The 25,566-nt window shown below is 42.6% G+C and carries 22 protein-coding genes, 2 tRNA genes and 2 pseudogenes; 19 read left to right on the plus strand and 7 right to left on the minus strand.

Annotated features, from left to right (window positions below; genetic code table 11):
• Window positions 1-160: 160 nt before the first annotated feature.
• Entirely contained in the window at window positions 161-1,201 is a 1,041-nt protein-coding gene (locus ACE1CC_RS33750) for a Gfo/Idh/MocA family oxidoreductase (protein ID WP_413274812.1), read from the plus strand.
• On the opposite strand, the gene ACE1CC_RS33755 is transcribed toward ACE1CC_RS33750, so the two are convergent.
• Entirely contained in the window at window positions 1,198-2,187 is a 990-nt protein-coding gene (locus tag ACE1CC_RS33755; protein ID WP_413274813.1) for an SGNH/GDSL hydrolase family protein, read from the minus strand. The two genes, ACE1CC_RS33750 and ACE1CC_RS33755, sit on opposite strands and share 4 nt — an antisense overlap.
• 166 nt (window positions 2,188-2,353) lie before the next feature.
• Here ACE1CC_RS33755 and ACE1CC_RS33760 point away from each other — a divergent pair, with 166 nt between their 5' ends.
• On the plus strand, window positions 2,354-2,494 hold the full coding sequence (locus ACE1CC_RS33760) for a hypothetical protein (RefSeq protein WP_413274814.1): 141 nt from the start codon (window positions 2,354-2,356) through the stop codon (window positions 2,492-2,494).
• Window positions 2,495-2,636: 142 nt separating this feature from the next.
• Entirely contained in the window at window positions 2,637-4,028 is a 1,392-nt protein-coding gene (locus tag ACE1CC_RS33765) for a malic enzyme-like NAD(P)-binding protein (protein ID WP_413274815.1), read from the plus strand.
• A gap of 158 nt (window positions 4,029-4,186) precedes the next feature.
• Here the strand turns inward: ACE1CC_RS33765 and ACE1CC_RS33770 are convergent, their stop codons facing one another.
• Window positions 4,187-4,546 (minus strand): PipX family protein, encoded by a 360-nt coding sequence (locus tag ACE1CC_RS33770; protein WP_413274816.1) that lies wholly within the window; start codon window positions 4,544-4,546, stop codon window positions 4,187-4,189.
• Window positions 4,547-4,756: 210 nt separating this feature from the next.
• Here ACE1CC_RS33770 and ACE1CC_RS37025 point away from each other — a divergent pair.
• From ACE1CC_RS37025 to ACE1CC_RS33810, 9 genes and pseudogenes are all read left to right on the plus strand, one after another.
• Window positions 4,757-4,858 (plus strand): annotated as a pseudogene (locus ACE1CC_RS37025) (SDH family Clp fold serine proteinase); the annotation flags it as partial.
• Between the two features lie 131 nt (window positions 4,859-4,989).
• Window positions 4,990-6,477: a hypothetical protein gene (locus ACE1CC_RS33775; RefSeq protein WP_413274817.1), complete on the plus strand. Its 1,488-nt coding sequence runs from the start codon at window positions 4,990-4,992 to the stop codon at window positions 6,475-6,477.
• Window positions 6,478-6,779: 302 nt separating this feature from the next.
• Entirely contained in the window at window positions 6,780-7,241 is a 462-nt protein-coding gene (gene rimP / locus ACE1CC_RS33780) for a ribosome maturation factor RimP (RefSeq protein WP_413274818.1), read from the plus strand.
• Window positions 7,242-7,402: 161 nt separating this feature from the next.
• Entirely contained in the window at window positions 7,403-8,695 is a 1,293-nt protein-coding gene (gene nusA, locus ACE1CC_RS33785) for a transcription termination factor NusA (protein WP_413274819.1), read from the plus strand.
• A gap of 418 nt (window positions 8,696-9,113) precedes the next feature.
• Window positions 9,114-9,383: a YlxR family protein gene (locus tag ACE1CC_RS33790; protein ID WP_459563951.1), complete on the plus strand. Its 270-nt coding sequence runs from the start codon at window positions 9,114-9,116 to the stop codon at window positions 9,381-9,383.
• Between the two features lie 484 nt (window positions 9,384-9,867).
• The gene (gene infB / locus ACE1CC_RS33795; protein ID WP_413274821.1) at window positions 9,868-12,981 is read left to right on the plus strand and encodes a translation initiation factor IF-2; all 3,114 of its coding nucleotides are present in this window, start codon (window positions 9,868-9,870) and stop codon (window positions 12,979-12,981) included.
• Between the two features lie 96 nt (window positions 12,982-13,077).
• A complete protein-coding gene (locus tag ACE1CC_RS33800; RefSeq protein WP_413274822.1) occupies window positions 13,078-13,689 on the plus strand; it encodes a low-complexity tail membrane protein in 612 nt (203 codons plus the stop codon).
• 76 nt (window positions 13,690-13,765) lie between these two features.
• A complete protein-coding gene (locus ACE1CC_RS33805; RefSeq protein ID WP_413266254.1) occupies window positions 13,766-13,963 on the plus strand; it encodes a hypothetical protein in 198 nt (65 codons plus the stop codon).
• A gap of 217 nt (window positions 13,964-14,180) precedes the next feature.
• Window positions 14,181-15,893 (plus strand): DUF1565 domain-containing protein, encoded by a 1,713-nt coding sequence (locus tag ACE1CC_RS33810; RefSeq protein ID WP_413274823.1) that lies wholly within the window; start codon window positions 14,181-14,183, stop codon window positions 15,891-15,893.
• A 423-nt stretch (window positions 15,894-16,316) separates the two neighbouring features.
• On the opposite strand, the gene ACE1CC_RS33815 is transcribed toward ACE1CC_RS33810, so the two are convergent.
• Window positions 16,317-16,604: a DUF3493 domain-containing protein gene (locus ACE1CC_RS33815; RefSeq protein ID WP_413274824.1), complete on the minus strand. Its 288-nt coding sequence runs from the start codon at window positions 16,602-16,604 to the stop codon at window positions 16,317-16,319.
• A 109-nt stretch (window positions 16,605-16,713) separates the two neighbouring features.
• On the opposite strand from ACE1CC_RS33815, the gene ACE1CC_RS33820 reads away from it, so the two are divergent.
• The 4 genes from ACE1CC_RS33820 to ACE1CC_RS33835 all read left to right on the plus strand — a co-directional run bounded on the left by ACE1CC_RS33820 (window position 16,714) and on the right by ACE1CC_RS33835 (window position 20,143).
• Window positions 16,714-18,537 carry an ABC transporter ATP-binding protein gene (locus ACE1CC_RS33820; protein WP_413274825.1) on the plus strand — a complete coding sequence of 608 codons (1,824 nt, stop codon included), beginning with the start codon at window positions 16,714-16,716 and terminating at the stop codon, window positions 18,535-18,537.
• Between the two features lie 236 nt (window positions 18,538-18,773).
• On the plus strand, window positions 18,774-19,877 hold the full coding sequence (locus tag ACE1CC_RS33825; RefSeq protein WP_413274826.1) for a hemolysin family protein: 1,104 nt from the start codon (window positions 18,774-18,776) through the stop codon (window positions 19,875-19,877).
• 101 nt (window positions 19,878-19,978) lie between these two features.
• A tRNA-Tyr gene (locus ACE1CC_RS33830) sits at window positions 19,979-20,060 on the plus strand.
• Between the two features lie 11 nt (window positions 20,061-20,071).
• Window positions 20,072-20,143 (plus strand) — tRNA-Thr (locus tag ACE1CC_RS33835).
• Window positions 20,144-20,395: 252 nt separating this feature from the next.
• On the opposite strand, the gene ACE1CC_RS33840 is transcribed toward ACE1CC_RS33835, so the two are convergent.
• Genes ACE1CC_RS33840 through ACE1CC_RS33850 form a run of 3 tightly spaced genes read right to left on the minus strand, consistent with a single transcriptional unit; the run spans window position 20,396 to window position 21,940 of the window.
• Window positions 20,396-20,563, minus strand: coding sequence for a type II toxin-antitoxin system RelN family antitoxin (locus ACE1CC_RS33840; RefSeq protein WP_413274827.1), 168 nt, complete (start codon window positions 20,561-20,563; stop codon window positions 20,396-20,398).
• Between the two features lie 60 nt (window positions 20,564-20,623).
• Window positions 20,624-20,842 (minus strand): hypothetical protein, encoded by a 219-nt coding sequence (locus tag ACE1CC_RS33845; protein ID WP_413274828.1) that lies wholly within the window; start codon window positions 20,840-20,842, stop codon window positions 20,624-20,626.
• A gap of 9 nt (window positions 20,843-20,851) precedes the next feature.
• Entirely contained in the window at window positions 20,852-21,940 is a 1,089-nt protein-coding gene (locus ACE1CC_RS33850) for an NB-ARC domain-containing protein (protein ID WP_413274833.1), read from the minus strand.
• A gap of 156 nt (window positions 21,941-22,096) precedes the next feature.
• On the opposite strand from ACE1CC_RS33850, the gene ACE1CC_RS33855 reads away from it, so the two are divergent.
• The 3 genes from ACE1CC_RS33855 to ACE1CC_RS33865 all read left to right on the plus strand — a co-directional run bounded on the left by ACE1CC_RS33855 (window position 22,097) and on the right by ACE1CC_RS33865 (window position 24,786).
• Window positions 22,097-22,348: a WD40 repeat domain-containing protein gene (locus ACE1CC_RS33855; RefSeq protein WP_413274829.1), complete on the plus strand. Its 252-nt coding sequence runs from the start codon at window positions 22,097-22,099 to the stop codon at window positions 22,346-22,348.
• A 245-nt stretch (window positions 22,349-22,593) separates the two neighbouring features.
• On the plus strand, window positions 22,594-22,872 hold the full coding sequence (locus ACE1CC_RS33860) for a hypothetical protein (RefSeq protein WP_413274830.1): 279 nt from the start codon (window positions 22,594-22,596) through the stop codon (window positions 22,870-22,872).
• 417 nt (window positions 22,873-23,289) lie between these two features.
• Window positions 23,290-24,786: a group II intron reverse transcriptase gene (locus ACE1CC_RS33865; protein WP_413274831.1), complete on the plus strand. Its 1,497-nt coding sequence runs from the start codon at window positions 23,290-23,292 to the stop codon at window positions 24,784-24,786.
• A gap of 128 nt (window positions 24,787-24,914) precedes the next feature.
• On the opposite strand, the pseudogene ACE1CC_RS33870 reads toward ACE1CC_RS33865, so the two are convergent.
• Window positions 24,915-25,430 (minus strand): annotated as a pseudogene (locus ACE1CC_RS33870) (Tn3 family transposase); the annotation flags it as partial.
• Window positions 25,431-25,566 lie beyond the last annotated feature (136 nt).

Consider the following 25,566-nt stretch of genomic DNA (forward strand, 5'->3'; position numbering starts at 1 on the left):
CTGTGTAGGAACTTTGAGTCTGCTTATAAATTCTTAATCAATGGAGCCACTATGTTACCATCTGGATGGTTTTTGACGGCTATAAGTAAAAAGACCGAGCGTGGTGTAGGAGCATACCAGAGTGCAAGAAAGCATCTCCGTAAGATTTGCAAATGCTTATATGCAACGAAATATAGAACCGTTGCGAATTGGGGTCATCGGTGTGGGTAACATGGGGCAACATCATACCCGTGTCTTAAGCCTACTCAAAGATGTGGAACTAGTCGGTGTCGCAGATATTAACGTAGAACGCGGCTTAGATACTGCCAGTAAGTATCGCGTGCGCTTTTTTGAAGATTACCGCGACCTACTGCCTCATGTAGAGGCTGTTTGCATTGCCGTACCGACTCGCTTGCATCATTCAGTAGGAATGACCTGTCTGCAATCAGGCGTTCATGTTTTGATTGAAAAACCGATCGCAGCTAGCATTGGCGAAGCTGAATCCCTAGTCAATGCAGCCGCTGAATCCGGGCGCATTCTCCAAGTCGGACACATTGAACGTTTTAACCCAGCATTCCAAGAACTGAGCAAAGTGCTCAAAACTGAAGAACTGCTGGCGCTAGAAGCACACCGCATGAGCCCCTACTCAAACCGAGCTAACGATGTCTCCGTAGTCTTGGATTTAATGATCCATGACATAGACTTGTTGCTGGAATTAGCAGGTGCTCCAGTGGTGAAATTAACCGCCAGTGGTAGTCGTGCATCCGATTCTGGTTATTTAGATTATGTAACCGCTACTTTAGGCTTTAGCAACGGCATAGTGGCAACTCTAACTGCTAGCAAAGTCACTCACCGGAAAATTCGCCGCATTGCCGCCCATTGTAAAAACTCTCTAACTGAAGCTGACTTTCTCAACAACGAAATTCTGATTCATCGCCAAACTACCGCCAACTGCATGACTGATTACGGTCAAGTGCTCTATCGGCAAGATGGTCTAATTGAGAAAGTTTACACCAGTAATATTGAACCACTCCATGCAGAATTAGAGCATTTTGTCAATTGCGTGCGTGGTGGCAATCAACCTTCTGTAGGCGGCGAACAAGCTCTTAAAGCCTTGCGTTTAGCAAGCTCAATCGAGCAAATGGCGCTAGATGGTCAAATTTGGCATCAGAAAGAGATAGAGCGCCTTAATAATCAATCACCTTTGCAGGTGCAAATTTAACCAATTAGTTCTTCCCTGTCAGTAATGGCTGAAGATTGAGCTTCTAATAATTGTCCAATAGATTGAGTAATTGCTTGGCTAACTTGCAAATTACCTTGATAACTGAGGTGAATATGATCCCTATATAAACTTTCTTTTGACTTGGCAGAGTTAAAAAAAGGCAAAAAATCCAAATATAAAATTTGTTTGCTGGCAGCGAACTCGGTAAGACGTTGGCGTTCTTTAATCTCGTAATCACGAGGGCCAGGAGAACCAACTTCTCGCAATAATGGTGTCATTGCCAGTAAAAATTTACTGTTGCTAGATTTTGCGTTCGCCCCAATTTCCTCAATAGCTGTTAAATTAAACCCAACTCGATCGCCAGATTCCTGATTCAAAGCCGTTAATTCCGGTATATTTGGTGCTGGTAAAACATAGCGAGTAAAAACTTCTTGTAATGCCAACAAAGGTTTTTGAGCGGGGTAATTGCGATCGCGTCCCACCTGTACACTAGAAGGCGCAGTCGCAAACAAATCATCAGTATTAATTAACAACACCACCACTTGCGCCCCAAAAGTACCAAACCTTTTTAAATAAGCTAACTCATTCCTCGGCCCCCAAGAATTTGCCGAAGCATTCAGAACTTCCACTTCCCTAAACTCATTTTCAGCAACAGTAGCTTTTAACCCACTTGCCATCATTGCCGATAAAATATCAGCTTGATCCGTCCACCAACCCCCATTGGCGATCGAATCTCCCAACAACAACACCCGCAAAGTTGACTCCGGGCGAGTTACAGAAATCGCCCCACCCCGCATCGAATACTCATTAATCTCAATGCGATTCCCAAATCTCCGCGTTTGCTGATTCGGCGCTAGTAAATAACCAATCTCTGCATCTGTAATATAAATTAATGGATTGCCGAAGCCAAAGCGCGATCGTAATCCCACCTCCAAAATTAACCCCAAAACCAAAACAATTGCCAAAACTATCAGCACTACTTTCACAACCGTTCTCTCCATTATTAGTTTGTTGTAAGCACGTCAATGCTAAAAAACTTTCTAAAGATATGTTTAATTCTTGAGTTTTTGTACCATAAGGTAATAGACGAAGGTAGCAACAGCTAGTTAATTTAATAATTGAAACCTTTATTTTCTACAACTTTGCAGCGCTATGACAGACTTAAATCGTGGCATCATGAAATTCGAGGGAGCCGACACCCCCAAAGCAGTTACCATTTCCGCAATCCTAGTTCTAGGTACAATTGCTGGCTTAATCATCTGGGCAATCAGTTCCGCTTACACCGTCGGCTAGAAGAAAGTGCAACTCTTAAATTGGTGTGAGTTTGTACAATAAAACAGCTTTTCTTCCTCTAATCTGAGGACGTTGCAATAGAAAATATTAGATTCTGGGCAAACTACCAGAAGGCAACGTTGAACTGAGGCAAGAAGAAAAAATGGTACAACTTACACCAAATCCTAGTTATAGTTTAGCTATTCGCATTGAATTACCTAACCGCGCCGGAATGTTAGCCAGTGTGACTCAGGCGATCGCTTCCGTCGGTGGTAATCTAGGACAAATAGATTTAATCGAGCAATCACGTCACGTTTCAATTCGGGAAATTACCGTTGATGCTGCCAGCTTGGAACAAGATGAGGAAATTATTCAAGCAGTCAAGGCAGTACCCGATGTCAAAATCATCGAAATTTACGATCGCACTTTTAATCTACATCGAGGCGGAAAACTCAGCGTCAACAGCAAAATTCCCCTGAAAAGCCAATCAGACTTAGCAATGGCTTATACTCCTGGTGTGGGTAGAATTTGCACTGCGATCGCCCAAGACCCAGAAAAAGTTTACAGCCTCACCATCAAACAAAACACAGTGGCGATCGTTACCGATGGTAGCGCCGTCTTAGGATTAGGCAACTTAGGCCCTGCTGGTGCATTACCAGTAATGGAAGGCAAAGCCATGTTATTCAAAGAATTTGCTGGTATTGATGCCTTCCCCATTTGTCTTTCCACCCAAGACACCGAAGAAATTATTAAAACCGTGAAAAATATTGCCCCAGTCTTCGGTGGCATTAACCTAGAAGACATTGCCGCACCCCGTTGTTTTGAAATTGAAAGGCGACTGCGACAAGAATTAGACATTCCCGTATTTCACGATGACCAGCATGGTACTGCGATCGTTAGTTTAGCAGCCTTAATTAACGCCCTGAAATTAGTCAAAAAATCCCTATCAGAAGTTCGCATTGTCATCAACGGTGCAGGCGCAGCTGGTATTGCCATTGCTCGCTTACTCAAAAAAGCAGGCGCAGAAAATATCTGGATGTGTGACTCCAAAGGCATCCTCTCCCACAGTCGCACCGACCTCAACGAAGAAAAACGCGAATTTGCCGTCAAAGCCCAAGGTTCCCTCGCCGGAGCCCTCCAAGGCGCAGACGTTTTCCTCGGCGTTAGCGTTCCTGGAGTTCTCACCCCGGAAATGGTCAAATCAATGGCAAAAGACCCCATAGTTTTTGCAATGGCAAACCCCATTCCCGAAATTCAGCCAGAATATATTGTCTCAGATGCCGCAGTCATCGCCACAGGTCGCAGCGACTACCCAAACCAAATTAATAATGTTTTAGCCTTCCCTGGCGTATTTCGAGGAGCCCTAGACTGTCGCGCCACTACCATCACCACCACCATGTATTTAGAAGCAGCTTATGCCATTGCTTCCCTAGTTAGTCCCTCTGACCTCAGCGCCGAACAAGTCATCCCTTCTGTATTTGACAAACGAGTTGCGATCGCCGTAGCAAGTGCAGTTCAACAAGCAGCACGCCTAGAAGGTGTCGCCCGTTGTTAATAGTAAAAGTGACAGAAAAACTCTGTTTCTGAATAATCACGCTACAATTCGCTGCTACCATTTGTAGCGAATTGTAGATTTTGCATTAATTTTTATCTACAGTTGGAAATCCCAGTTAGAGGATTTTTGCCAGAACTCTAATAAAAAATTAATGCCTCCTACAAAGCCAAAGTTTTCACCTGAAAAATTTGCTGATATTTACTGAGAATTTTCTCATACTCCTGTGATTTACCAACACCGCGCAAGTGACGCAAGTAATTTTCTACTAGTAACCTAGCATCAGCACGCCCAACAGGTTCCACTTTAATATCAACGCCATTGGTAGTAATGACAAAAAACAGCCGCATTGCATAAATAGTCGTGAACAATTCCTGTTTATTTTGCAATGGACACACCCCATAAAGTAAACCAAAAGTAGGGTGGTTCAAGTAATTTTCCGTAGTTTCATTCACATTTTCTCCCAGCGGACTAATCTCATCAAGCAGAGCATTAAACTTATTTTTGTGAAATATAGCCAAAGGAAAACACCTCTCTAATTCTTACTAAAGATAGATGCAAGCTGCGAAGCTAATTAATTTATTTTCCCATCCCCTAGACTTAGTGGCAATGGAAGCATATTAATTTTATGGCGTTAGTATGTACTTGTAGGTAATAAAACATAAAATAACTTCATAAATTCAATAGTAGTTACTCTGCCTGAAACAGCTATAAGTAACATTTTAAGCACAGGTGGAAAACCTTCCGTAATGTATATTCCCATGCCTTACGAAAGTCGTCCAGCTTTACCCGAACCAAAAGGTAGACCTTTGCCGGAAAATGGTCAAGTTTAACTGTAGATAATCTCAGGTTTTGTGCCTGGCAGCAAAATCTTTAATCGCGTCAGGAGAAAAGGGGACAGGGTAAGGGAATATCCAAACCTTGACCCTTTTCCCTTTCCCTTTTTACTAGTTGAGTATTAATTATGACACCAGTCCAAAATTTAATCATTAAAAAGAAACGGCTAACACGACAACTGTTATTTGAAAGAGTGATGGCTGCGATCGCCCTAGCCAACCTAACCCTAGTTATATTTGATGTAACATACATACCTTGGCGCAACTTCTGGCTACAGGGTAATATCAGACTGAGTAATTTAACAGTTAAAGTTCCTTTACCCCCGATTACCAAATGGTACGATCCAGTTAAAGGAATTGAACCACATCGAGACACAGTAGGGTATCTAAACACAGTAAACCAACTAGAAAAACAAATATTAAAAACCGGATTAAAATCACCTGAAGTAGAAAAATTGTTAGCAGCATTGCGACTGCAAAGCACAGAAATGATCGATACTAATCCTTTTGCAGTTGCTAACAAAACAGGTACATTAGAAAAAATTAAAAATCGGATGCGACGACATCTCGATCATGAATCTTCCAAAGAAGCTTTTCAAGAATTTTGGAGTTCTCCCAACTTATCCCAAAGAGGTTGGCAAGAGGAATTAGCATATTTTAAAAGACAAATTCAACCATTGATTGAAACTAATTATTTCCGTCCTGTAGGCGAAAACGGCGAATTTGTTGATTTTTTCTTTGAACAAATTGACTGGATATTTTTCCTAATTTTTAGTATGGAATTAATCGGCAGAGTAATTTATATTAGTCGCACCCATAAAGGCGTAAGTTGGCGAGAAGCAATCTTATGGCGTTGGTATGACATTTTCTTAATTTTACCCTTTTGGCGCATTTTAAGAATAATTCCAGTTGCCATGAGACTCCAACAATCTAAAATCAGCAGTTTCAATAAATTACAACGGCACTTGAACCAAATAATTATTGCTAACTTTGCCGAAGAAATTATCGAAGTAGTGGTAGTTGGAGTAATCGATCAAATGCAATCTTCCATTCGGCGGGGAGATGTAAGCGATTGGTTATCTCACTCGCAAAATCGCCCTTATATCGACATCAATAATATCGATGAAGTCGCAGAAATTAGTAACATAATCACCAAATTAGCAGTTTACCGAATTTTGCCGAAAGTACAGCCAGACATTGAATTATTACTGCGGCATAATATAGAAAGCGTGCTGCAAAATTTACCAGCTTACCGCAGTTTACAAGGTATTCCCGGATTAGCCAACTTACCAAAACAATTAACCGAAAAATTGGTAGCAGAAATTTCTTATGCCACATATCAAGGTTTAACAGCAGCGATCGAAGATCCCGTAGGTGCTAAACTATCAGGAAACTTGGTAAATCATTTAGGGAAAGCGATCGCTCAAGAAGTAAGAAATCAACATACCATAGAAAGAATTCAGAGCTTACTGATTGATATGCTCGAAGAAATCAAAATTAACTACGTCGAACGCCTATCTCACGAAGATATGGAACAAATAATCGAACAAACCAGACAACTGCGCCAAAGAACCGAACCAAAAGCAGTAGAAATTATCCCCTACAAGCGAAAGTGAGTCCAATCGCTCAAAAAACCAGAGTCAGCTTCAATAATTTAAGCAAGACTTTAGCTAATCCGTAAGTTAGAATACAATCAAGACTGTGATGCGGTAAAAGTAAAACCAAGAAGCCTTCTGGAAAGAACAGTAAAAGCAGAGGTAGCTTGGTAATACTGGAGCTATCTCTCCTTTAGAGAGCAGGAAAGTCTTAAGTAATCGGTTCCCCTAATCCCCGGAAGTCAACCGAGGGATTTTGTTGAAGGAATAATTCTTTCATGGGAAGTGGGTATTTGCCCCACTTTTTTTATTGGAGTTGACGGATGACTCATCCCTTAGTACCACAAATAATCGAAATCGCTAACCCCATTGCCGAAGCCTTATGCTTAGAAGTTGTGGGCGTAGTATTTCACACCAACCAAAGCCCTCCGGTATTGCGAGTGGACATTCGGAACCCTGTGCAAGACACTAGTTTAGATGACTGCGAACGGATGAGTCGGGCATTAGAAACCAGCTTAGATGCCACCGACGTAATCCCAGACGCTTATGTACTAGAAATTTCTAGTCCGGGGATTTCTCGCCATCTATCCAGCGATAGAGAGTTTATCTCCTTTAAAGGATTTACAGTACTCGTCAATACATCTGAACCTTATGAAGGCAAAAGTGAGTGGCGAGGAAAACTGATCAAGCGAGATGAGACATCAGTTTACTTGAACCAAAAAGGACGGGCGATCGCCATTCCCCGTCCCTTAATTACTAGGGTGCAACTGGAAGAGAAAGAGTAGCAATAATCGATTGAAGAATTGCCGATTTTCGATTTTTGGTAGTACCCACACTGTCGTTCATTCAAGTTAGGAAATCGATCGGGTAGCGTGCCATAAGCAAATCTAAAAATTCACTCACCAGACTGTCACCGCAAAAAAAACAAATAGGAGGCTTTTTACTTGTGACGATCGTTAAATTACCAGGACTAAAAGACTTAATAGAAAGCATTAGTCGAGAACGTAACTTACCCAAACATTCCGTTAAAGAAGCACTGCGCGAAGCACTTCTCAAAGGATACGAACGTTATCGACGCACGCAAAACATGGATCGGCGGCACTTTGACGACAACTACTTCGACAACTTAGAAGTCGAACTAGACGTAGAAGAAGAAGGCTTTCGCGTTCTCGCCACCAAAAGCATAGTGGAAAAAGTCAGCAACCCCGACCACGAAATCGCCCTCGATGAAGTCAAAGAAGTCGTCGAAGAAGCCCAACTAAGTGACACCGTAGTATTGGATGTCACACCAGATCAAGGCGAATTTGGGCGCATGGCAGCGATTCAAACCAAACAAGTACTCTCCCAAAAACTGCGAGATCAGCAACGGAAATTAATTCAAGAAGAATTCCAAGACTTAGAAGGAACAGTTTTACAAGCCAGAGTCTTGCGGTTTGAACGGCAATCAGTAATCCTGGCTGTCAAAAGTAATTTTGACCAACCAGAAGTCGAAGCAGAGTTACCCAAACGCGAACAACTACCCAACGACAACTACCGCGCCAACGCCACCTTTAAAGTATTCCTGAAAAAAGTTCGGGAAGGCCCGCAAAGAGGCCCACAACTGCTAGTATCCAGAGCATCAGCCGGATTAGTAGTTTACCTATTTGCCAACGAAGTACCAGAAATTGAAGATGAAGTGGTACGGATAGTCGCCGTAGCAAGGGAGGCTAATCCGCCCTCACGTTCCCTTGGCCCTCGGACTAAAATAGCCGTAGATACGTTAGAAAGAGACGTAGACCCAGTAGGGGCTTGCATTGGCGCTAGAGGTTCGCGGATTCAAGTAGTAGTCAATGAATTACGGGGAGAGAAAATCGACGTAATTCGTTGGTCGCCCGATCCGGCTACTTACATTCAAAATTCGCTTAGTCCAGCGAGAGTGGAACAAGTGCGGTTAGTTAATCCAGAAGGTCGGCAAGCTCACATCCTCGTTACCGAAGATCAACTAAGTTTAGCTATTGGCAAAGAAGGGCAGAACGTTCGGCTAGCAGCCCGTTTAACTGGTTGGAAAATCGATATTAAAGATATTGCCAAGTACGACGCAGCAGCAGAAGACCAGAAAATTGCTGAGGCAATAGCCAAAGGACAAGCCGCCAGCATGGATGCCCAGACAGGAGATAGCGTCAGAATCTACAGCTTGGATGATGATACCGAAGAAACAGATTACGATGAAGATACATCCGTGCCAGAAGATGAAGAATAAGAGCTTGACCGACGTAACCAATTTCTTATCTATTTCTTTCTAAACTTAGCTAAGATGGCTAAGTTTAGGCGGGAATTGACTAGAGGGTAATTTTCTGGTAAGTTCTCAAAAAGCCGAAAACCAAGGCTATTACCATATCTGGGCTTTGTAAACCACAGTCGATTCAGAACTGACCAGCCTGTAAAAAGGTGGAACGCTCGTCCGCGATTCGTTAAATAGGTCGAAAATAATGGATGAACAATGACTAAAAGCTTCAGAAGTAATCTAGTAAAATAGGGTGGGCTACACCCGAATTTACGCCTGTGGACAAGAAGTAGCCGTCTACCTTGGAAGAAGCAGGAAGCAGACCCTCTAGAAGTTATCCATTTCTAGTTGAATGGTGACACTTAAAGTTTGTTTAGCCAAGATTTGTGTAGCAGTGAAACCTAACTATCGACGTTGTATCAGTTGCCGGAAAGTAGATTTAAAGTCAAATTTTTGGCGCATCGTGAGAGTCTATCCATCACGGCAGGTACAATTTGATCAGGGCATGGGGCGATCGGCCTATCTTTGTCCCCAAGCCAGCTGTCTGGAAACAGCACAGAAAAAAAATCGCTTGGGCAAGACATTAAGAAGCACCGTACCCCCAGAGCTATATCAAGCTTTATGGCAACGTTTATCCCATCAGCCTGAAAGAGAATCCTACTAGCAGGGAACAAGCTGTGGGGAGATGGGGGGAAATACTTTACCTACTTCAGCAATTCTCCACCTCCTGTTCCCCTTTCCCTCAAAAAATCCGTTGTTTCATGCCATGCTATTGGGTGCCAGAATAGTAGAAGTTATAATCAAACAACAAGATGGAGTTAAATAATTAGCGATAACAAGCACATTTAAGAAAAATTTGGTGCAACATTAGAAGAGTGGGTGTGAAGCGGAAAGCCAATCGCCTGGGAGCAATCCGACTATTTGACGGACGCAGGCAAAAACAACTACTTTAGAAGTGGGATCTGAATTTATTAACTTATTTCAGAGGCCCCAGTCAAGTAAAAAGCTTTCATAGGTTTTTCCTTGACAACACCAACACTGTTTGAACTCCGCCAAAGGAGGCAGCGTTCCAATGATGTAAACAACTATCAAGCAACAGTGGCTCTTACGAAGAGTAACCACTGGTAGGATTCAAGGGGAAAGCGTGGATGAACAACGGCAAAGTCAGAATTTACGAGTTATCACGGGAATTGAATTTGGAAAATAAGGATATCCTTGCTATTTGCGACCAGCTGCGAATTCCGGTAAAAAGCCATAGCAGCACCATTCCAGACGCGGATGCAGAACGCATTCGCACGGCTGCGGAAAAATACACCGCTCAGCATTCTTCTCCAACTAAAGAGGTAATGAATCGCGTCTCAACATCAGGTTCTAGAAATAACCACAACTCACAAGCGAGCGCTAATGCGCCCGGATCGGGAGCTAAACCCAATCCTCCTAAGAAACAACAGATTTTAGGAATTCGCCAGCATCAGGAGATCTCCAACAACCCAGGTAAGCCACAGGGGCCAACAGTTGCGATTCCCCCCAGAGCGCCAGTTAACAATCAGCCAACGCAGTCATCCGTAAAACAGACAGCGCCGAACAAACCAGTGCGCCCCAATCCTCAACCGGAGACGATCGCTAAGCAAGCAGATAGGGACAGGGATACATCGGATGGGAAATCGGATGGGAAAGCAAAATTACACAATCCACCCACTGCTCCGGTAGCACCAAAACCCAAGCTGGTTGAACCACCGTCAAGACCAAGTGCAGCCAGCCCTAACACGTCACTGCCAACACCACGACCTCAACCGCAACAACCGCAACCAGCACAGGCAGTTGAGCAGCCAAAACCAGAGCAACCCAAGAGCGAGCAACCCCGGAAAAAACTCAAACCTGTAGGACAACCAAAGGATCGGCAAGAAAGACCGGAAAGAGTTGCCCCAACAGGTGAGAAACCAAATCGACCCGCCGCAGTTGCCGCACCAGTACCAGCAATACCAGACCTGGTACGCCCCAAACCGCCAGTCAGACCAAACGCCCCCGCAGCGTTGAAACCTACTGATAGAACTGTCGGTGAGGAAGATGTAGAACCAGTAATCATAGATGACGAAAGAGAAGGCAAACAACGCAAGGCAGACAAAGAACTGAAGCGACCTGTGGCGATTCCGCCAAGGACAGCGCCCACCAAGAAAAGGAAATGGGAAGAAGAAGAAGAGGAACAACCGCAAAAGGCGGCGAAGCTGGCTGGTAAGGGTAAACGCAGCAAGCAAATCATTGATGAAGACGAGATCGATTTTGACGATCCCGAACTCGACGCTTTAGCTCCGGCTATTCAAGTCAGTTTGTCTGTAGCTCGTCCACCGAAGCCAAAAGCTACCAAACCATCTCAACCCACACCTGTTGCTACTTTACCAACAGCCAGAACTAAACCTTCACGAGATGGAGGAAGTGCTAATCGGGCAGCGAACAACAGGCGCAATCGCGAAGAAGTAGCACCAGAACGTCCGCAAGAGCTAGTGTTAACGGGCAATATGAGCGTGCAGGAACTAGCTGCAGCTTTGGGAATAGCGGAAACGGAAATCATCAGACGGTTATTCATGAAGGGAATTCCCGTTAGCGTGACCCAAAACTTGGATCAGGCTACTATAAAAATGGTGGCAGACGAACTAGGCGTAAAAGTAGAAACTGCTCAGCCGCAATCGAAAGCTACTAAAGGTAGCGAGATGATTGATGCTGAAGATCGGGAATACTTAGAGCGTCGTCCTCCAGTTGTTACCATCATGGGTCACGTCGATCACGGTAAAACCAGCTTGTTGGATGCAATCCGAGCTAGCAAAGTGGCTCAGGGAGAAGCAGGTGGAATTACCCAGCATATTGGTGCTTACCACGTAGATGTTCAGCATAACGGCGAAACTCAACAGGTGGTATTTCTGGATACTCCGGGTCACGAAGCCTTTACTGCAATGCGGGCAAGGGGAGCTAGGGTGACGGATATTGCCGTGTTAGTGGTCGCTGCTGATGATGGGGTACAACCTCAGACAGAGGAAGCTATCAGTCACGCTAAAGCGGCGGAAGTGCCAATTTTAGTGGCGATTAATAAAATTGATAAGCCAGAAGCACAGCCCGATCGCGTTAAGCAAGAATTAACCGAATTTGGTCTAGTACCAGAAGAATGGGGCGGCGAAACCATTATGGTGCCAGTGAGTGCCATCCAAAAACAAAATTTGGATACACTTCTGGAAATGATTCTGCTGATCGCTGAAGTAGATGAAAACCTCTTGGCTAACCCGAATCGGTCAGCTAAAGGTACTGTAATTGAAGCTAACCTAGACAAATCTAGAGGGCCAGTTGCTACCCTGTTAGTTCAAAATGGTACTTTGCAGGTCGGTGATATCCTCGTAGCCGGATCGGCATTTGGTAAAGTCCGGGCGATGATTGACGATCGCGGTCAGCGAGTCGATGCCGCAACACCTTCTTTTGCCGTAGAAGTCTTAGGTTTGGGCGATGTTCCGGCAGCAGGCGATGAGTTTGAAGTCTACCAAGATGAGAAGAAAGCTAGAGTAACTGCCGAAGCACGCGCCGAACAACAACGGCAATCTCGCTTGATGCGCGGTGTGACTCTAACTACCCTCTCGGCACAAGCTCAAGAAGGAGAACTCAAAGAACTAAACTTGATCTTGAAAGCAGACGTTCAAGGTTCTCTAGAAGCGATTATCGGCTCATTACAACAACTGCCCCAAAATCAGGTGCAAATTCGGATCTTGTTAGCTGCACCAGGGGAAGTTACGCAGACAGACGTTGACCTAGCCGCAGCAAGTAACGCTGTAATTATTGGCTTCAACACTACCCTGGCTAGTGGCGCACGTCAAGCCGCAGACCAAGCAGGTATCGATGTCCGCGAGTACAACATCATTTATAAACTCTTGGAAGACATCCAAGGGGCGATGGAAGGCTTGCTGGAACCAGAATTGGTAGAAGAACCCCTTGGTCAGGTGGAAGTCCGGGCTGTCTTCCCTGTGGGTCGAGGCGCGGTTGCTGGTTGTTATATTCAATCTGGCAAGGTGATCCGTAACTGTAAAGTGCGGGTACGCCGCAATAATCAAGTGATTTACGAAGGCTCAATGGATTCCTTGAAACGGATGAAGGAAGATGCTAAAGAAGTAAATGCCGGATTTGAATGCGGTGTCGGCATCGATAAGTTCAACGACTGGCAAGAAGGCGATATTATCGAAGCTTACCGCATGGTGACAAAACGCCGGACTTTGACTGGCAGTTAGGTCAAAATGTAAAGTTTTAGATAGTTTTGAGTTTTGAGTTTTGAGTTTTGAGTTAAGTTACTAACTTAAAACTCATCACTTAAAACTCATTACTTTATGATCCCTTCTTTTTGGTCTGAGCCTTTCCTCTGGATTCATTTAGCTGGAATAGCCGCTTTCCCGATTTGGTTAGGAATAGTGCTGCTTTCGTTGGCGATCGCTAATCCCTTATTGCCAGCCTGGTTAGAATTTAGTTTAATTGCAGTAATTGGTATTGTTCCAGTTTTGTGGATGCAGTTGGTAAAACCCTTTAATATTTTCTGCATCTTGGTAGTAGCTCTCAAACCAGAAGTACTAACTGTTGAACAAAGAAAGATTTTGAGTTTATTCAAACGTCCTTTAGAAAGGGTAGGAGCAATAGCAGCACCATTGTTTTTACTTTTGGTGCTGTGGCAAATTTATAGAATCGCTCCTCTGGCATTGGGAATCTCAAGTTTAGCACCATCCAGGCGAATTGCTGGGTTGTTAGTTGCTGGAGTAGCTTTTATGTTATCTAATCTGTTTTTTCAGATTCCTTTGAGTGTTTTGGGTGTTTTACTTACCAAAGAATCAGCTTTTGCGACTACAGAACCTTATCCAGTGGAAAAAATTTCTGCCGATTTTACGATCGCAGGTTTTCAAGTAGATAGAATTTTACCCAGAAAATTGTCGCCAAAAACACCAAGCTAAAATTCAAATTCATTCACAATAGAAGATACTAAGTCTACTTGATCCACCTAATCTGTTATTGCTCTTTGTGATAGTTATGGCTAAACAACCTACCTCTTCCAACATTCAAGATATTAACGATGCTCAAATCTGGGATAACCTCAAAGAAGCGATCGCTTCCTGTTCCGGTTTTGAGCGCTGGCAATATGAACAACAACTCGATCGAGATGATACCAGCCTTGATTATCGAGTGCGTCGTTATCTACGCGAAACTTTAGAAACATTAGCTTATTAAATCGATCGCTTTCGGTGCAATTACTTTCTCAATTCTCAGGACTGCTGCTTCCAAGGCGGCAGTTTTTTTCGTGGGAAAACCAAATTACAATTACTAACTTTACTACCTATAGCTCTTGCATATCGAGTGTTGAATGTGGTAAATCAACAGCTAAAAACCTCATAGATGACTTTCATCTGTACCAAGTATAAAAATATAGCACTCAAAATACCCGAAAATGGGTAAACACTTGGCAACTCATATTTATCAGGTGACTATTTTGAACCAGAATTCTCCTAAATCCATTCAACCTGCTAAAACACTAAAAGCTGGATTAGCAGCATTCTTGCTTTCTGCTTCTAGTGGATTAATTTTACTTCCTGCTTGGGCAAACTCTCAGTTAATCTCCCAACAAACAAATCAATCGCCTGCACCTACAGCTGCCAATATTATTTACGTTAATCCCCAAACAGGCAATGATAGTGCGGGTGCTGGTAATCAAGCTGCACCTTATCGCACTATTACATTCGCGCTCCAACAAGCGCAACCGGGAACAGTAATTCAGCTAGCACCAGGTTCTTACACCGCACAAACTGGCGAAGTTTTCCCCTTAACCGTTAAACGGGGCGTAATTTTACGGGGGAATGATTCCACTAGAGGTCAGAGTATTGTGATTCTCGGTGGTGGTAAATATCTTAGCCCGACTTTTGCAGGTCAAAACGTCACAATTGTAGCGGAAAGTGAATCCGAAATTCGCGGGGTGAGTGTGACTAACCCGCTCAAACGAGGTACAGGTGTTTGGGTAGAATCGGGCAATCCGACTATTGCCAATAACACTTTTAGTGATAGCAAGCGGGAAGGAATATTTATTACTGGGGAAGCGAATCCCAAAATAGAAAATAACCTGTTTACCCGCAATGATGGCAATGGAATTTCTGTGGCGCGTGCTGCTAAAGGGCAAATTTTGCGGAATCAGTTTCAAAGTACGGGTTTTGGTATTGCTATTGGGGGTACATCTTCTCCGTTAATTGCAGAAAATCGGATTCTGCAAAACACTGATGGGGTTTATATTAATGATTCCGCCCGTCCGGTGTTGCGGAATAATTTAATTCAAAATAATTCCCGTGCTGGTATTGTTGTCACGATTAATGCTCAACCTGATTTGGGAACTGACACTGAACCTGGAAATAATATTATCCGCAATAATGCCAATGTAGACCTGCAAAATGCTACTTCTACAGTTACTATTTTGGCGATCGGTAACGATATTAACCGCAGTCGCATTTCCGGGCGAGTCAATTTCGTCGCCGCAACGGTAAAACCGCCCACTGGGGGAAATCATGCCGCTTTTGCAGATATTGAAGGACACTGGGCAAAACCTTATATTGAAGCCCTCGCCGCTAAAGGTATCTTAACTGGTTATGAAGATGGTACATTTCGTCCCAGCGAACCAGTCAACCGCGCCCAATTTGCTGTCATTATTCAAAAAGCTTTTGCCCCCGCACCACAGCGCCCCAGCATGAATTTTGCCGATGTGAGAAGTAATTTTTGGGCTTTTCCTGCCATTCAAGCTGCTTACCGAGGTGGTTATTTATCTGGGGAAGGGAGCAATTTCCGACCTCTGCAACCTATTACTAGAGTCCAAGCATTAGTGGCTTTAGCAACTGGTTTAAAACTGCCTAATGCTAATCCTACTGTGCTGTCTTTTTATAAAGATGCGGCTCAAATTCCCAGTTACGCCGCCCCAGCTGTCGCCGCTGCCACTAACCAAAAGTTAGTGGTAAACTACCCAGAGCAAAGTCAGTTAAATCCCAACCAAGTTGTCACTAGAGCCGATCTTGCTGCTTTTGTCTATCAGGCAATGGTAAATTCGGGACGTGCAGAAGCGATCGCTTCTCCTTACGTAGTCACCATTTCCTCCAACACCCCATCAGAAGCTGGCGGACAATAATCCGTTCGTTGTAAACACTGAGTGTGTTTCTTTCCCAGCGGGAAACACGCTCAGTGTTTACAACCGACTCAAAATCAAGCACCAGCCTCAGTTAAGTTCTGCGGCTGGTGCTTTAATCTGACTTTAAAAAGCTGTCAGTTTTTTTATGCGGGGTCTTTATATTAGCTGACCCCATTGAAAAACCCGGTATTTATGTCCAGGCGGGATTTTATAGTCAGGGTCTTTATATAGGCTGACCCCGTTTCAGACACCATTATTGTGACAGCAATATCGCGAAATACTAAAATTGTTAATGTTTTTTTTATATTTCTTACTAATTTTCTTGAATTGTTGCTTTCTGTAAATTTATTTTGCCTATACGTTACCTAAGCGAAATTTCTAAAAATCTTTAGACTTTTTTAAGAATTCCGGCGTTGATTTAAATCACAAATCACGCTTGGCTTTTTTCGCCTGGGATTTTTTGGCGGCTCGTGCTTCTAAGCGGAACAGCCACACCATTAAAGCTAATATACCCAGTTGCAGGGCAAAATTAGGCAGGGCTGTGTCAACTTCTCGACCTGCGGCTAGTTGGGATAAAAACACTACAGCGCCAATAAGTCCTGAAGCGCCAAAAGCTATATAAATAAACTGTCTTAATCCACGATAAGGCGCTTTGATCTCCTCTTTGAGTCGGGCGTATTTTTCTGGGGTGGGGGATTTTGGTGTAGCCATGAGATTTTAGATTTTAGCACCGCTAAAGTTTTATATTACAACTATAATACAAAAAGCCCAGTTAGATTTTATGGAAGACTGGGTGTGGTTGTCGTTCCCAAGCCAAGACATGGCAAAATTTGCAGATGTCGTCGGATATTTTCGTCCTTATCGGACGATCGCACTTTTGAGCATTACCGCTACGAGTGTGTTTGAGATCCTTGACCTAATGGTTCCTTATACCATTGGGCAAATTTTAAACGTGCTATCTGGACAGAGTTTAGATGGCCCATTGCAAACAGCGATCGCAGCAGTAGCCACACTGACCGGGATACCTGCAAGTAAGATTTTATCCCTAAGTGTGTTGTTAGCAATCATCTTTTTTGTCACGGTAGTCAGAGCACCCATTCAACCTTGGATTAGTTCTTGGTTTCATTGGGAAATCGCCCTCCGTTCTCGGCGAGATAATTTCCGAAAAGCCTTAGAAAAAATCCTCACTTTACCCTTAGAATTTTATGATGAAAACAACCCAGGTCGCATTGCCGGAAGAGTCGCCAGAGGCATTTCTAATCATACATGGACTTACCCAGAAGTCGCTGGACAATTAATTCCCAAACTTGCCAGAGTTTTGGGAATTTTTGTGATTATTTGTTTGATAGAGTGGCGAATTGCTATTCTGTTTTTGCTGTCTTTTCTGCTAATTCTGGGATTTAGCATGAAAAATTTGCAAGAGATAATGAAAAAAGAAGAACGGCTAGATAAGTATATGGAAAATACTGAAAGCCGCACTTCGGAAATTATCACCAATATCAAGACAGTCAAAGCGTTTGCTACCGAACCAAGAGAATTCAACCGACAAAATGAACGCCTCGATCGAGAATTGAAAGTAGTTGATTACCGAATTCACAAAAGTTACGTCAAGTTAAATACTTGGCAAAGGACTGTGATTCAATTCTTCGTGTTCATGGTGTTAGGTTTGACCCTAGCTGCTACAGCTGAGGGAAAAATTTCTTTAGGGCATTTTGTCACAACTTTAACTATTTCTAGCATGGCTTATGCCGAGTTAGAACCGATTAGTCAATTAGCAGAAGTATTTGCACGGCGCTATGCTTCGATGCTGAGATTTCATGAATTTATTCAGAAACCATCTGGCGAAGATGCCATTGATTTAATCTCATCAGGAAATGGTTTGCTTCCGAGTACTAGCTATCAGTTTACAGGTAAAATAGAGTTCGGCAAAATGAGTTTTGGCTATGTTAGCGATCGCTTAGTCCTAAAAAACATTAACCTACTCATTGAACCCTATCAAACTGTAGCTTTAGTCGGGCGTTCTGGTTCAGGAAAATCGACTTTAGTGAAGCTATTGTTTCGGTACTTTGAACCAACCCAAGGGCGGATTTTAATCGACGGAGAAGACATTCGCAACCTTGATGTTACAGCTTACCGACGCAGATTAGCGATCGTCCACCAAGAAGTAGACATCTTTAACGGTACAATCCTCGATAACCTGAAATATGGCAATCCCAACGCCACATTTGCCGAAGTAGAAGAAGCTTGTCGCATCGCCAGAGTAGATGAAGTAATTCGGGAAATGCCCCAAGGTTACTATACAGTTGTCGGGGAACGAGGCGTAAGACTTTCTGGTGGACAGCGACAGCGCTTAGGAATTGCCAGGGCGCTGTTAGTCAATCCCGATGTGCTAATCTTTGATGAAGCAACCTCTAGTTTGGATTATGAGTCTGAGCGATCGATCCAGCTAGCAATGCGAAGTATCTTAGGCACTCGTACCACAATCATTATTGCCCACCGACTCAGCACCATTCGGGAAGCAGATAAAATCATTGTGTTAGACCAAGGTCAAATAGTCGAAGTTGGTACACACAGCGAACTATTGCACCGAGAAGGAATTTATCATCGTCTCCACTCACTACAAGAAACAGGTGAGCTAATTTAGAGTAAAAAGGTAAAAATAAAAGGTGAAAGAAAGCTTTGCTTTTCTTTTGCCTTTTCACCCTTTACTCCATCCTGCTAATTCCCCCGTACTTCCTTTCGCCCTCCGTGAGGTAGAAAAGAAAATCAAACCCTTACTCCTGCAAAGAGTTAAGTCATCAGAAAAATACGATTGGGAAAAGACAAGAAAAAATTTATTTCCAGGATAGAGTAAATGCCTTCTTCCTTCCTTAGCAACCAGTGATTTTCTTATCAAATCAGTCCTACTTACTAACTACCACAGAAAGTGGCCCGCTTTTGGGGAATATTTGGCTTGATATTTCAGCCTTGGTAATCATGCTGTTATTATCAGCATTTTTTTCCGGTTCAGAAACCGCAATTACCGGACTAGACAATTTTAAACTCCGCGCCTTAATTAAGGAACAAGGAGATCCCCGAAAGATTTTTACCTTAGTACTGGAAAACCGCGCCAAGTTTATCACCACTCTTTTAATCGGTAACAACTTGGTAAATAATTTTTCCGCTATTCTGACAAGTAACCTATTTGCCCTTTGGTTAGGTAATGCAGGGATAGGAGTTGCCACAGCAGTTGTTACCTTTCTGGTGCTAATTTTTGGGGAAGTAACGCCTAAATCTTTGGCAATTACTCATGTTATGCCAATTTTTAGGTTAGCAGTGCGTCCCGTTTACTGGCTTTCAATTCCCTTATCCCCAGTAATTTATCTCTTTCAAAACATCGCCCAAAGTGTAATCCGTTTGTTTGAGAGAGGTAATGTTCCCGAAGGAGAATCTTTAAGAGATCTCCAACTGATGATTGAAGTATTGGGTGGTAAAGGTTACTTGGATTTAGATAAGCATCAGTTATTGAGTAAAGCTTTAACACTAGATAATCTCAGCGCCCGTGATGTAGTTAAACCTAGAATTGAGATGAGAACAATTTCCCACGAAGCAACTTTAGAAGATTTGGTGAATCTTTGTTTAGAAACAGGTTATTCCCGGATTCCGGTACAGGAAGATTCCAAAGATGAAATTGTGGGAGTAGTTCACTTGAAACGGGCATTGCAACATCTCAACAATTGTCAAAAAGAGGATTGTTCTAAAGCATTGGTAACAGAAGCAATGGACTCTCCTTTCTATGTTCCAGAAACTAAGCGAGTACCCAGTTTACTCAAAGAGATGCTACAGTCACGGTTACATTTGGCTATTGTAGTCGATGAATACGGGGGAACAGTCGGTTTAATCACCTTGGAAGATATTCTCGAAGAGTTGGTCGGAGAAATCTATGATGAAAGTGACATTCCTCCCAGAGTCAGTGTCGGTAAAAGTAAGCTGTCACGCCTTTAAAGCAGACTCTTCTTTGTCAGGAAATCAATACAAAAAAATTTTCTGCAAACCCCTTGTCAACCCAAAAATTGAGTGCTACTATTAGTAATCGTGGATCAAACGGGTCGGTGCCCGAGTGGTTAATGGGGGCGGACTGTAAATCCGCTGGCTATGCCTACGCTGGTTCAAATCCAGCCCGGCCCACCTTCCACGATGCCCGTGTAGCTCAGTGGTAGAGCACACCCTTGGTAAGGGTGAGGTCACGAGTTCAATCCTCGTCACGGGCTTTTTAAGAATTAAGATACAGTAAGGGTTTCAGGCTTTTGCCTTACTTTACATTTTGTATTAAAAACTGGTTAATCAAGTTATCTGACATAAAAAACTGACCTAAATCTGACCTAAGCATTAAATAGCTTCTAACCCGCTTCTATCTAGCTGGTAGGGTGATTTACCTAAAGTAGGGACACGGCATTCAAAAGATAACGCAGGAGTTGCAAATATTAATGATGCCGTGTCCCTACCCTCACCAACAGACTTTTTCAGCAAGCCCTAACTATTTCTGTTGGTGTTTCATCTGGCTCGATTTCGTCTTCTTCGGAAAGTAAAACAATAACACGAACGCGCTGGGGTTTGGTGACTTCTAGGGATTTATCTAGTGTAAGTTCCCCATTTTCATTAATTGTGGCTGTAGTTTCAATTGCTTTCATACATTGGTGATAGTATTGTTAAATATCGAGCCAATTTAATCTAATTTTACTCTAGTATACCTATCTCCCATTGTTGCTTTCAGTATATCGATTTTTAACATACTGTTTCAACACCGGATTTAAATTAAAAAATCTTGTCCGATCGCATTCTTTCACATCCAATAACAAACGCATTCCCAGTGATTGTATTGCATTTAATAATTCTGAAGTTGGTAAGTTTATATTTTTGATGAGATGTGCTAAAGAAACAGGTTCATTTTCGTTAGCTAGCTGAATCATTACAGCAATTTATTGTGATGTTAAACGCTGAAATTGTTGGTCTAGTTGTGCTTGCAAAGATTCGCTTAAAATCAGTGTATCACATTGCAAAAACTCAGAGACTCTTCCGGCAAATAATTCTTTAATTAGGTTAGCAGTCAATTCTAACCAAAGGGGATTACCTTGATATTGTTCAATCAAAGTTTGCCAACAGTCTTCATCTAATAAGTCTTGTTCTCTAAGAATTTCTTTAGCTGCTTCTCCTAAACCTTCTAACAATAAGCAATGTATGGCATTATTTTCTTTTTTTAATTGGACAACTTCTCTAGGTTTTTCCCAAGTATTTACTATCAAACAACTCTGATGATTAACTTGGGTAATTAATTGAAAAAATAAGTGATAATTTTCATAACCAGTTTGATATTGTCCGGCAAGTTGTTTGCTGCTAAAAAGGGTATGTACATCATCAAGGATAATTAAACAACGATGCTGGCGGAGGTAGTTGAGAAGTTGGGAAAGTTGGGTTTCAATATTTTGGGGTGTTTCTGTTTTTGGCGCGAAGATTTGTAGTAGGTTGGTGAGGGTTGTTTCTAGGGTTGGGGAAAAGCGAAGACTGCGATAAATGATGTAATTAAAGTTGTGTTTGATTTGTTCGATTAGTTGTAGTGAAAGGGTGGTTTTGCCAATTCCACTAATTCCTAAAATTGCGATTAGGCGTGTGTTTTGTTGTAAGATCCAGGTTTCTAGGGTGGTTAGTTGCGGGGTGCGATCGAAAAAACTGAAAATTTCCGGCGCGTCGCCTAAGTCGATGTGTGGTTTTGGGGTTTGTTCGGTTTGTGGAGTAGCTTGTGAAGGTTGAGAATTTTGCGGACAAATATTGACGTTATTAACTGTTACATAATCTCTACCAATAGCTGATTTACCAATCGCTGATGAAGAGTTATAAAATTTTGCTCTTTCTAATATTAATTGAACATTTGTCTTACTAACTTCTTCTCCTAACGCTTCAGAAAGTATTTTCCATAGTTCAGAAGCATTACTTCTAACATAACCTTCACTACAATTACGCTCTTGTGCTATCTTTGCATATTTTTGACCTTGGAATGTCTCTCTAAAGATTTTGGGAGAGAGCTAAATATTACGCTGAAAATGCGGATGGGCAACAAGCTTTTAACAATTATGTAGAATCATTGGAAAAATATGCTAGCTATGTATTTTGGGATGAGAAAGCTTGGAGCGTAGAGAATCATAGAAGTACATCAGAAGGGCCAACCTATGAATTTTTGGTTGAACTTAATTTCCTTTTTGATTTGGCTACAAGACATTGCTCTGAGTCCCGACAGAAAAACCATTATTACTAATGGTAGCGAAACTGGGCAGATTAAGCTATGGTCGGTGCAGAAGAAACAAAAAAGAGAACAAGTTTCTGGACATTCTAATGTTACATCTGTTGTGTTTAGCCCAGATGGACAAACCCTTGCTAGTGGCAGTGCGGACAAGACTATCAAAATTTGGCGGCGGAATTGATGGCGCTAAGTAGGGCTTGCTGAATAAGTCTATTGGTGGGGGTAGGGACACGGCATCATTAATATTTGCTACTCTTACGTTATCTCTTTCATGCCGTGTCCCTACAATTTCCTCGAAAGGAGTATTGAATTTTGCGCCAAAAGGTCTGAAAAACTTGCACTTGTATATGCAAAAAAGGCGCTTTCACCATTGCCTATCTTACTTTTTACTTTTATTCAGCAAGCCCTAAGTAGGCTGCTTTGCAAGTGGTAATCAGTAAAATACAAAGAAAACAACATAGAAACTACACCTGTGAATTTTACTTGATAAGCGATCGCACACTCCCATCTTTTCTGGAAAAAGCGATCGTATACTCATCTTTTCCCCAAAAGCGATCGCACTCTAATTTTCTGCTTTTATGCGTTGGCGTAGCCTGCCGGAGGCATATCGCAGACCTCCACCTTTTCTTAAATGCGATCGCACATCCCCATCTTTTCCCTCTAGGCGATAATGCTACGCATCACTGCACTCGCGCAGGTTTTTAAATGCTCAACTTGACTGATAAATCAGAGGATTAAACCCTTTTAGGGGTAAAGCCGAGATACGCGCAAGTGCGATTCGTTCTGGAGAAACCCATTTCATGGGGGGATTCCAGGCTTTAGTAGAGTAACCTCTCTTGGTTGAGTCCGCACTTTAATCCTCTACTAATGACAACTTGATATCCATGTAAGTGAGGTTCTCAAAGAATCAATTCTTACTGCCCTGGTGCGGGGTTGAAAGCACATAAACTACCAATAATGGTAGCCCCTACGGAGAAGACTGACTATCAAATCTGTAAAGCGGGGATGAAAGCGGTTAATGGTGGTAATTGCTGAAAGCACCAACTGCAAGCAAGAGTTTATGGGGAGAGTAAACGAAGTGTCGTTGAGCCATCGTCAAATCTCACCAAGGGAAATAAGCTGGTGTTTCGGACACACCTTGGTTCGGAAATAACCGAAAGGAGGATATGGATACCAAAACCAGGGAAAACCGAATTTAGACCGCTCTCGATACCCACTATTTTTGACCGTGCCTTACAAGCAGTAGTGAAAGCTACCCTTGAACCGGAATGGGAGGCTCGTTTTGAGCCATCAAGCTACGGTTTTCGACCCGGTAGGTCATACCATGATGCCATCAAACACATCAAAAACTGCATAGTATCTAAATCTAAATTTGTTTTAGATGCAGATATCTCACAATGTTTTGACCGAATAGATCAGGAAGCATTACTTCGGAAATTAAATATGAACGGTTCAGTCAGGCAACAAATCAAAGCTTGGCTCAAATCGGGAGTAATAGATTCCGGAAAATTTGCAGCTACTAAGGCAGGAACACCACAAGGCGGTGTAATTTCGCCCTTATTGGCATCCATCGCCTTACATGGATTAGAAAGCCTACTCAACCAAGAATTTCCGGTCAATTCAGCCGGGAAAATTAGAGGGGCTAAAAGCAAATTTGGCTGCGAAATATCTGGCGTAACCTGTATTAGGTACGCCGACGATTTTGTGGTGTTAAATGAATCCTTAGCGGTCATTAAGAGGTGTGAGGAATTAATCAAAGATTGGCTCAAAGGTATTGGCTTAGAATTGAAACCAGAAAAGACGCGAATAGCACATACGCTATACCCCCATTTAAGTGAAGATGGTCAACCAGGATTTGATTTTTTGGGACATCATATTCAACAGATAAAGGTGGGAAAATACCGAGACAATAAAAATAGTCAAGGTAAAAAACTTGGTTTCATCACCCTCATTACCCCCTCTAAGAAGGCAATTGAGGCTCATAAACAGAATATGAAAAGCATCATCACAAAAAACAGGTCACGTTCTCAAGCAGAACTAATTAAAGACCTCAACCCTATTATCAGGGGATGGGCTTCATATTATAGAGTCTCAGATGCCGGAACCACTGGGGACTTCTCCCACTTAGATAGGATTACTTATCTTCGGTTGAGAAGATGGGCTAAAAGACAGACTGGGAGCATTAATTTAGGTCATCAAAAATACTGGCACACCATAGGCGATAACCATTGGGTATTCACCACTAGGTCAGAAAGTAATCCTTTCCGGTTACTAACACATATCGAATTTCACTCCAGTGTGAACGATTATGTAAAAGTTCGCGGTGATAAAAGTCCTTTTGATGGTGACTTAATTTACTGGAGTTTAAGACTAAGCAAACACCCTGAGATGCCTACTACGAAAGCGAAGCTTCTCAAACAACAACAGGGGAAATGTGCTTGGTGTAATTTGCATTTTCAAGAAGGCGATTTATTGGAAATTGACCATATTAAACCCATTTCCTGTGGAGGTAAGAAGGAATGGCAAAATCTCCAATTATTACATCGTCATTGCCACGATGATAAAACTGCCAATGATGGCAGCTTGAAGTCCCATATTGACAAAATGGAAACACATTGAGTAGCCGTGTGCCGGGAAACTGGCAAGCACGGTTTCGGACGGGAGGGGTGGAATAGTAATGTTCCCCTCGACCCTCTCAATAGGACACGACGTAAAGAAATGTAAAGAAACTCCTCGCAGAGATAGGATTATGGGGCTGAAAACGTCAACACCATCTCCTCATCCAACGCCTGCGGCACCACGTCTAAATCAATCAGGTAATCCCCAAAACGCTTGATTTGACTGGTCAAATAAGGACTTAAAGCCGCCACATCAGAACGCATCAGCAAATAACCCTCACGTTGAAGTTGGCGCAACACCTCAGTTAAATCAACCGTGTTGTGAAACACCACCGCATTTGCAATCAAATCGTTGTACTTGATAATCTTCTCCTGTTCAGTTGGGTCATTATTAGCAATTACCCCCTCACCCCCAAAGAAAAACCATTTTGCAAAACCGTGATAAGCTTCCACCTTATTCGTAACTGCCGTAATCTGTTGTCGTAGTTGCATATCCGAAATATACTGCAACAAAAACACCGTTCTCACTACCCGTCCCAGTTCTTGAAAAGCTTGATATAAACGATTTTTTCGACTATAGTTCCCTAACTTTCGCAATAAAATAGACGAAGAAATCTTTCCCGTTTGAATTGAGAGAACAACTCTTTTTTTTCCCATTGATTACTTACCGATTTAAATATACTTTCCACTGATTCTGTACTCAATTGCTCTGTTCGACCAACCTGTTCGCAGTTAGAATTTATTACTCGTTCATAAATGTATTGTTCATATCGTTTCGTTG

Origin of the sequence: Floridaenema aerugineum BLCC-F46 (genome assembly GCF_041929345.1) — a bacterium.
Classification (GTDB): Bacteria; Cyanobacteriota; Cyanobacteriia; order Cyanobacteriales; family Aerosakkonemataceae; genus Floridanema; species Floridanema aerugineum.